The sequence below is a fragment of the Streptomyces sp. NPDC057543 genome (assembly GCF_042801895.1).
Taxonomy (GTDB): Bacteria; Actinomycetota; Actinomycetes; order Streptomycetales; family Streptomycetaceae; genus Streptomyces.
This window is the reverse complement of record NZ_JBHVFF010000374.1, coordinates 1-6,930: the sequence shown is the minus strand read 5'-3', so window position 1 is coordinate 6,930 and position 6,930 is coordinate 1. Positions and strand designations below refer to the sequence as shown.

Genomic DNA, 6,930 nt, shown 5'->3' with positions numbered 1-6,930 from the left:
GGCCACGGCCGTGCTCATTCGGTGAGCGCGGCCGTGGCCGGTTCCTTTTGATGTGCGTATGCCCACGGAGGAGCAGTTGTTGCTTCGTGGGCGTCGGCGGTCGCCGTGGTGATTCGGTGCCGACGCAGCGCCCGTCCGCAATCCGCACCACTGGCCTCCGGCTAACGTTCGTACATCGAAACTGCGTTCATCCCTCAGGTGCCGCAAGGACCTGCCCGCCCGCACGGCACCGACGCGCATGGCGCACGGTGACGGCTTTGAGCCACGTGCCCGAGCGGCCGACGAGCCGGGCTCGATGACGATGCGCGTAGGTACGGATACCCAGGGCCGGTTTGAGTGATCGTGCGGACACGACGCAGCGCACCCCGTGCGTAATGTCTGTGTCGGCAATCTCAGCGAGCACAACAGACGCAACTGGGGCGCTTACCCGGGCGACGCCCGGGTCGCGGGGGAGGACACGCGCATGGCGTGGGACGAGTGGGAACAGCTCAAGGCGCAGGCCGTCGAGCGGCACACCACCCATATGCAGATCAACAGCCTTCGAGGAGGCGACGGTTACGCCGAGCCGTCCGGCAGCGGGGGCGGTACCGGCACGCTCAAGCACAAGGGCGGCCCGTGGACGCAGGCGGCCGGCACGGCGGATGATCTCCAGACCAGCACGATCACCGCAAAGGTCGGCCTGCGCAGAGCTCACGACGGCACTGTCGGCGGTCTGGCCGGGCTGTCCAGCCTCGGAGCACTCAAATCTGTGCTCACCTCGTGGGACGAACGCCTCGGTCGTGTCCGTGAGGAGTGCAGTTCTCTGGAGCCGAAGCTGCGGCAGGTGGCCGTGGATCTCGCCGAAGTGGATGCCGGGGTGGGGGACAGCGCGAAGGCGGTCACGGTGCCGGGCACGAGGAGGGGCGAGTAGACCATGGCCACAGCATCCGGGCTGACATGGCAGCGGCTCCGCGACCTCGAACTGTCGGAACTGGCCGATGCCGCCGACGGCTGGCGCGCCGCTTCCTCGTTCGCCGACGCTGCTCGCGAACGCGTCGACGGCGACATGAGCGGCAAGCTCACCAAGACCCAGGACAGCGAGTCCGCCCGAGCCGCCGTCAAGCGATTGAAGCGACTGAGCGAGAACTACCACTACGTGCGCACCGAGACCGGCCTCATCCGAGGCGCCCTCGACGGGCTCGCCAGTGAACTCCGCACCCCACAGCGTCGGCTGCGCGACGCCCTCGGCGACGCCGCTTCTTACGGATACACCGTCAATGACAACGGCAGCATCGACTACCCGGCCGGTGGCAAGAACGAGATGACCGGCGACACGATGCCCGGCGGCTCCGTGGTGGGCAACAACGGCCTCATCGGTGCCGGAAACCCGGGGCTGTACCGCGATGCCAACGGCATGTTGGACCCCGCTCTGGGTCCGGGTGGTCCCGTGCTGAAGAGTCCCAATCCGCACCGTGCCAAGGCCCAGGACGTCGCCGACCGCCTCGCCCATGCCGTGCGGGAAGCACGCGAGATCGATGAGCGGTACAGCTCGGCACTCAACAAACTCAGGGCAGCCCCGGGCCTCACGGTCGACACCAAGACGTGGGCGGACGTGGCCTTGGATGCCGATGCGGTGAGCCAAGCCGCCCACAACTACGTGGAGAAGCACCTTCCGCTCGACAAGTCGCCCGCGGAACGCAAGGAGTGGTGGGACCACCTCGGCAAGGAGCAGCGTGAAGAGTACATCGCCGCGTTTCCGGAGCTGATCGGGAATTTGGACGGGATTCCGGCGCTGGTACGCGATGAGGCAAATCGCGAAAATCTTCAGATGCTCATCGGGAAACTCGACGGGAAGCACGATGACGCTTCCCGAGACATGCTGGGCGGTCTGAAGAAGATCCAGGAGAAGCTGGAGCAGGGCAGCGAGCCGCCGATGTACTTGCTGGGCATCGGCGATGAGGGTAACGGCCGCGCGATCATCGCTTATGGCAACCCCGATGCCGCCGACAACGTTTCGGCGTACGTCCCTGGACTCGGCACCAAGTTGGACGCGGAGTTCGCTGGCGGAACGGTGAATCGCGCGTTGCAGACAGCCATCGGTGCGCAAGAAGCCGACCCGTCCAGCAGAACCTCGTCGATCGTGTGGCTCGGATACGACGCGCCGCAGGTGACACCGGGTGATCTGGCCAGTGGTAACAGCGTGATGTTCACGAACGATGCCGAGGCGGGAGCCCCTGACTACAACGCGTTCATGGAGGGGATCTCCGCTACGCACGAGAGCGGAGACCCGCACGTCACCGCCATTGGGCATTCCTACGGCTCTCTCACGGTCGGACTCGCAGCTCAGGAGAAAGGCGGGATTCCCGGCGCCGATGACATCATCCTGGTAGGAAGCCCCGGCACGGGCGCGGACAACGCTCAGGACCTCAACGTGGGTAAGGACCATGTGTTCGTGGGCGCAGCCGACAACGACGTCGTCACCAAACTCCCGAACCATGCGGAAGCCTCCGGAATGGTCTCCGGCGCGGTCGGCGGAGGGTCGGCCGGATTTGTTCTGGGAGCCGGCATGGCCGGCCCGCCGGGAGCACTTATCGGCGGCGGTGCCGGAGCCTTCGTCGGAGGTATCGCCGGCTACACGGCCCAAGACGCACAGACCGACCCCAGCGAGCGTTGGTTCGGCACCGACCCTGCAAGTGGGAATTTCGGAGCCACGCGGTTCATGGTGGACGACGGGGCAACCCTTATCGAAGACCGTGGAGAGATGTCGGCACATTCGAACTACTTCAACCCGATGAAAGATCAGGACTCGGCCGACAATATTGCCAAGATTGTGGTTGGGAAGTCTGGAAAGATCAGCCTGGAGACGCCTCGATGAGGGTTCTGAGAGCCATGGTCCTGATGGCTGGAACGCTGCTCTTGGCTGGATGCGGCGTTTCAGGAGATCCGACTGGGCGGGAGGTAAAGATGAACATGCAGGAAGCGGCGGTGCGAGCGGATGAGATCCTCGACGGGACATTCGCCGCCATCAAGCCACCTGTGCATTGGACGCATGGGCAGTCGACCGAAGGTGGGTGTGACGTACAAAGGCGCCGCGCGGTCATGACGATTATCTCGGAGGAACGGCGGGGGAGCTTCCTGGGGGTGATCGAGCGCTACTGGGAGAGCCGGGGATACAAGCAACTCTCGGTGAACAATTCGGATATGCCGGCCTTGTACTACAGGACACCCGACGGATTCAATGTCCGCGTTCTTGTCGGCAGTAACGGGCAAGCCTTCTTTGAAGTTGCGACGCCTTGCGTGAATGCTTCCGAGGTTTCTCCGCCCAAGGCGGAGACAGTTGGCCCGAACTATGCCGGAAAGGAGATCCCTTTCCCTGACGTCAGGTCGGATTTCTGGTCCGTGAAGAGCCCTCCCTCTTCCCGTACGTGACTCTTGGGCAGGGCAGCGGCCTCTGCTGTGATATTTCTTCCCATACTTGCCCGGCGGCTCCGTTGTAGTCATTACCGGGTGCTTCCGCGTGCTGTGTGCCGCCGCAGGCGATGCGATGTACCGGATCATCAACGGCCCGTCCAAGGTGGCCCCGAGGGCCTGAACCGCCCCCGGGACCGGCCGTCGCCTCGCTCAGTCCATGAGTGAGGCGATGACGATCCGCTGTACGTACGCGATTGCGGAGTCGGCTCCGGTGGGGTTCAGCGGATAGACCACCCGGTGTCCGAGATCCCGGGTGGCGAAGAACCCGTTGTCCCAGCCGGGCCGCGACCCCGTCTTTCCCCAGACGGACTGTCCGTTCGGCAACTTGTACCGCATCAGTCCGCCGACACTGAAGCAGGCTTTCCCGTCGACGCAGTTGGTGTTGGTGGTGGCACTGGACACGTGGGGGACCGCGAACACCAGCTTCTGCTGGGCTGGCGGCAGCAGCCTGCCCCGGAACAGAGCGGTCAGGAAGCGGTCCAGGTCGGCGGCGGTGGAGATCATGCCGCCCTCGGCCCACGGGTACGGGCTAGGACCGCAGTCCCTCCGGAGCCGTGGACCCGCAGCCGCCAGGGGCTTGGGGGCCGTCCTGGACGGTTCCTGGCGGCCTGTCGCGGCGACCCGGGTCGCCGCGTGTCCTACGCCCGTTGCCCGGCGTCCGCGCGCGGGCGCCGGGCGTCCGTGTCCTCCTCGGCGCACTGGCTGCCGGCGGCGACCACACGCCCCCCGGTCCGGGGGCGCATCAGCCGCATCCGGGCCAGCAGATCGGTGATGGCGAAGTCGTAGCGGGGCTGGAGCAGCAGAAGCAGGCCCAGTCCGCAGATGAACGCGACGGCGAACAGCATCCAGGACTTGGCGCCCCGCGCCGAGTAGGCCACGATCCCGAACGAGAACAGTGCCGACCAGAAGTACATGAGAAGCACGGCCCGGCGCTGCGAGTGTCCGAGCTGGAGCAGCCGGTGGTGGAGGTGCCCCTTGTCGGCGGAGAAGGGGGACCGTCCGTTCCACGTACGCCTGACGACGGCGAGCACGAGGTCCGCGACCGGCAGCGCGATGACGGACAGCGGAAGCAGCAGCGGAATGTAGACCGGCACCATCGCGGCCGACCCGGACGTACCGTCGACGGTCTGCTTGAGGAGGCTCGGATCGACCTCGCCCGTGACGGAGATGGCGCACCCGGCGATGAGCAGCCCGAGCAGCATCGACCCGGAGTCCCCCATGAAGATCCGGGCCGGGTGCGTGTTGTGGACCAGGAAGCCGAGGCACATGCCCACCAGGATCGCGGAGATCAGCGTGGTGGCCGCGGCGGACTCGATCCCGTAGCCGTACCAGAGCCGGTAGGCGTACAGGAAGAACGCCATCGCCGCGATGCCCACCGTCCCGGCGGCCAGTCCGTCGAGCCCGTCGACGAAGTTGACCGCGTTGATGGTGAAGACGATCAGACCCACGGTCAGCAGGGTGCCCTGCCAGTCGGCGAGGTAGATCCCGTCGGTGCCCGGCACCGGGAGCCAGAGGATCGTCAGCCCCTGGAACGCCATCACACCGGCGGCCAGCAACTGCCCGCCGAGCTTGACCAGCGAATCGAGCTCCCACTTGTCGTCGAGCACCCCCAGCAGCCATATCAGCGCGGCACCGGAGAGCAGCGCTCGGGGCGTCGAGCTCTGGGTGAAGATCTCCTCCAGGTGCGGGAGGTGCGAGGCCACCAGGTATCCGGCCAGCAGCCCGCCGAACATGGCGATACCACCGAGGCGTGGAGTGGGTTCGCGGTGGACGTCGCGCGCCCGGATCTCGGGCATCGCCCCGACGGCGATGGCGAACTTCCGCACGGGTCCGGTCAGGAGATGGGTCACCGCTGCCGTGATGAACAGCATGAGCAAGTAGTCCCGCACGGGCGGCCCTCACATCCCGGCCCAGCAGCAGGCCGATACCTGAACAGTTTCTTCCGGTTCCTCCGGCGCCGCTGCTCAGGGTTGGACGGGGCCGGTGGCGAGTCCGGCGCGGCGGTACTTGAAGGCCGAACCCTGGTCCAGGCCCCTCACTGCGCCCCGGCGAGCCTAACCCATGCGGATTCCGGTACGACGGGGAGCCGGAGCGGCCCGGACGCCGAGGTGCCCGAACCGCGTCCCGGCCAGGAGCACCGCGATCACCGCGAGCGCCGCGATGGCGCCGCCGAGCGGCATGAGCGCCGAGACGGACAGGTGGTCGAGGACGGCTCCGCCGGTCAGGGCGCCGAGGGCGAAGGTTGCCTGGAAGAACGCGGTGAACAGGACGGACGCCGCTTCGGGGGCGTCGGGCGCGGCCCCGGCGAACCAGGCCTGCGAGCAGACCGGCACCGCACCGTAGGCGACACCCCAGACGACCAGCAGCGCGACCGCTCCGGCAGGCCACCCGCCCAGGACCGGGAGCAGCGCGGTCGCGGTGGCGATCAGCCCCGCGGCGAGGGCGATCGCGGTGCGCGGCCGGTGCGAAACGAGTGCGCCGCCGACGAAGTTGCCGACGATCCCGGCGGCACCGTAGACCAGCAGGAACACCGTGATCAGCGTCGGGCCGGCGTGGGTGATCCGTTCCAGGAAGGGGGTTACGTAGGTATACGTCGCGAAGTGCGACAGAACGATGAGGAAGGTGAGGAGCAGGGCGAACCGGGTGCCGCTCCGGCCGAGCACGGCACGCAGCACGCTCGCGCGGGTGACCTGGACCGGGGGCAGGGCCGGAACCACCAGGAGCATCAGGGCCAGTACGCCCACGCTCAGCACCCCCATGACCACGAACGTCGTCCGCCAGCCGGCCAGGTCGCCGACGAACGTACCGAGGGGGACGCCGAGCACGGAGCCCAGCGGAACCGCCGAGAAGATCACCGCGGTCGCGCGGGCGGCCGACGCCGGGCGGACCAGTCGCCCGGCCAGTCCGGCGCCGATGGACCAGAAGCCGCCGATGGTGATCCCGACCATCACCCGGGAGACCAGGACGAGGCGGTAGTCCGCGGCGGCGGCGGTGAGGAAGTCGGCCAGGGCGAGCAGGAGCATGAACGCGCAGAGCATCACCCGCCGGTCGACGCGCGCCGTGGCCATGGTGACGAGGGGGGCACAGACCGCCGCGAGGAGTCCTGGCATGGTCATCATCAGGCCCGCCGTGCCGTCCGAGACGGCGAAGTCGGAACCGATCGAGGTCAGCAGGCCGATGGGCAGGATCTCGGTGGTGACGATCGAGAAGATGCCCAGCGTCACGGAGAGGACGGCGAGCCGGCCGCGTAAGGGGGTGCGGGGCGGGGTGGCGGTCGGCCGGGTGGGCGTGGTGGCCGCGGTGGTCATGGCGGGTGCCGTCCTGTGCTCGGTGGGGCAAGGGCTGTTCGCCCCAGTTCACAAGCGGCGGCGCACGGTGTCCGGCAGGTTCGCGACGTCAACGCTCCCCGCGCGGGGTGATGTCGCGTTTCCGCCGGAAACGGCACAGGGCCGTCGCTCCCGAGCGGGGGAGTGACGGCCC

At 67.7% G+C, this 6,930-nt stretch carries 6 protein-coding genes; 3 read left to right on the top strand and 3 right to left on the bottom strand.

Annotation, left to right across the window (positions count from 1 at the left end):
* The first annotated feature begins 463 nt into the window (after positions 1 to 463).
* The 3 genes from ACFU8Q_RS37380 to ACFU8Q_RS37370 all read left to right on the top strand — a co-directional run bounded on the left by ACFU8Q_RS37380 (position 464) and on the right by ACFU8Q_RS37370 (position 3,408).
* Entirely contained in the window at positions 464 to 910 is a 447-nt protein-coding gene (locus ACFU8Q_RS37380) for an amino acid ABC transporter permease (RefSeq protein ID WP_384463366.1), read from the top strand.
* A gap of 3 nt (positions 911 to 913) precedes the next feature.
* Complete coding sequence (locus tag ACFU8Q_RS37375) at positions 914 to 2,854, top strand: alpha/beta hydrolase (RefSeq protein WP_384463363.1); 1,941 nt, start codon at positions 914 to 916, stop codon at positions 2,852 to 2,854.
* 89 nt (positions 2,855 to 2,943) lie between these two features.
* Complete coding sequence (locus ACFU8Q_RS37370) at positions 2,944 to 3,408, top strand: hypothetical protein (RefSeq protein ID WP_384463360.1); 465 nt, start codon at positions 2,944 to 2,946, stop codon at positions 3,406 to 3,408.
* Positions 3,409 to 3,600: 192 nt separating this feature from the next.
* Here the strand turns inward: ACFU8Q_RS37370 and ACFU8Q_RS37365 are convergent, their stop codons facing one another.
* The 3 genes from ACFU8Q_RS37365 to ACFU8Q_RS37355 form a co-directional block, all read right to left on the bottom strand.
* Positions 3,601 to 3,954 carry a hypothetical protein gene (locus tag ACFU8Q_RS37365; RefSeq protein WP_384463357.1) on the bottom strand — a complete coding sequence of 118 codons (354 nt, stop codon included), beginning with the start codon at positions 3,952 to 3,954 and terminating at the stop codon, positions 3,601 to 3,603.
* A 134-nt stretch (positions 3,955 to 4,088) separates the two neighbouring features.
* The gene (locus ACFU8Q_RS37360; protein ID WP_384463354.1) at positions 4,089 to 5,339 is read right to left on the bottom strand and encodes an MraY family glycosyltransferase; all 1,251 of its coding nucleotides are present in this window, start codon (positions 5,337 to 5,339) and stop codon (positions 4,089 to 4,091) included.
* A gap of 165 nt (positions 5,340 to 5,504) precedes the next feature.
* Positions 5,505 to 6,758, bottom strand: coding sequence for an MFS transporter (locus ACFU8Q_RS37355; RefSeq protein WP_384463351.1), 1,254 nt, complete (start codon positions 6,756 to 6,758; stop codon positions 5,505 to 5,507).
* Positions 6,759 to 6,930 lie beyond the last annotated feature (172 nt).

Excerpts from the sequence above, each read along its gene's own strand:
- ACFU8Q_RS37380 (WP_384463366.1), top strand. The coding sequence starts at position 464 with ATGGCGTGGGACGAGTGGGAACAGCTCAAGGCGCAGGCCGTCGAGCGG.
- ACFU8Q_RS37375 (WP_384463363.1), top strand. The coding sequence starts at position 914 with ATGGCCACAGCATCCGGGCTGACATGGCAGCGGCTCCGCGACCTCGAA.
- ACFU8Q_RS37370 (WP_384463360.1), top strand. The coding sequence starts at position 2,944 with ATGAACATGCAGGAAGCGGCGGTGCGAGCGGATGAGATCCTCGACGGG.
- ACFU8Q_RS37365 (WP_384463357.1), bottom strand. The coding sequence starts at position 3,954 with ATGATCTCCACCGCCGCCGACCTGGACCGCTTCCTGACCGCTCTGTTC.
- ACFU8Q_RS37355 (WP_384463351.1), bottom strand. The coding sequence starts at position 6,758 with ATGACCACCGCGGCCACCACGCCCACCCGGCCGACCGCCACCCCGCCC.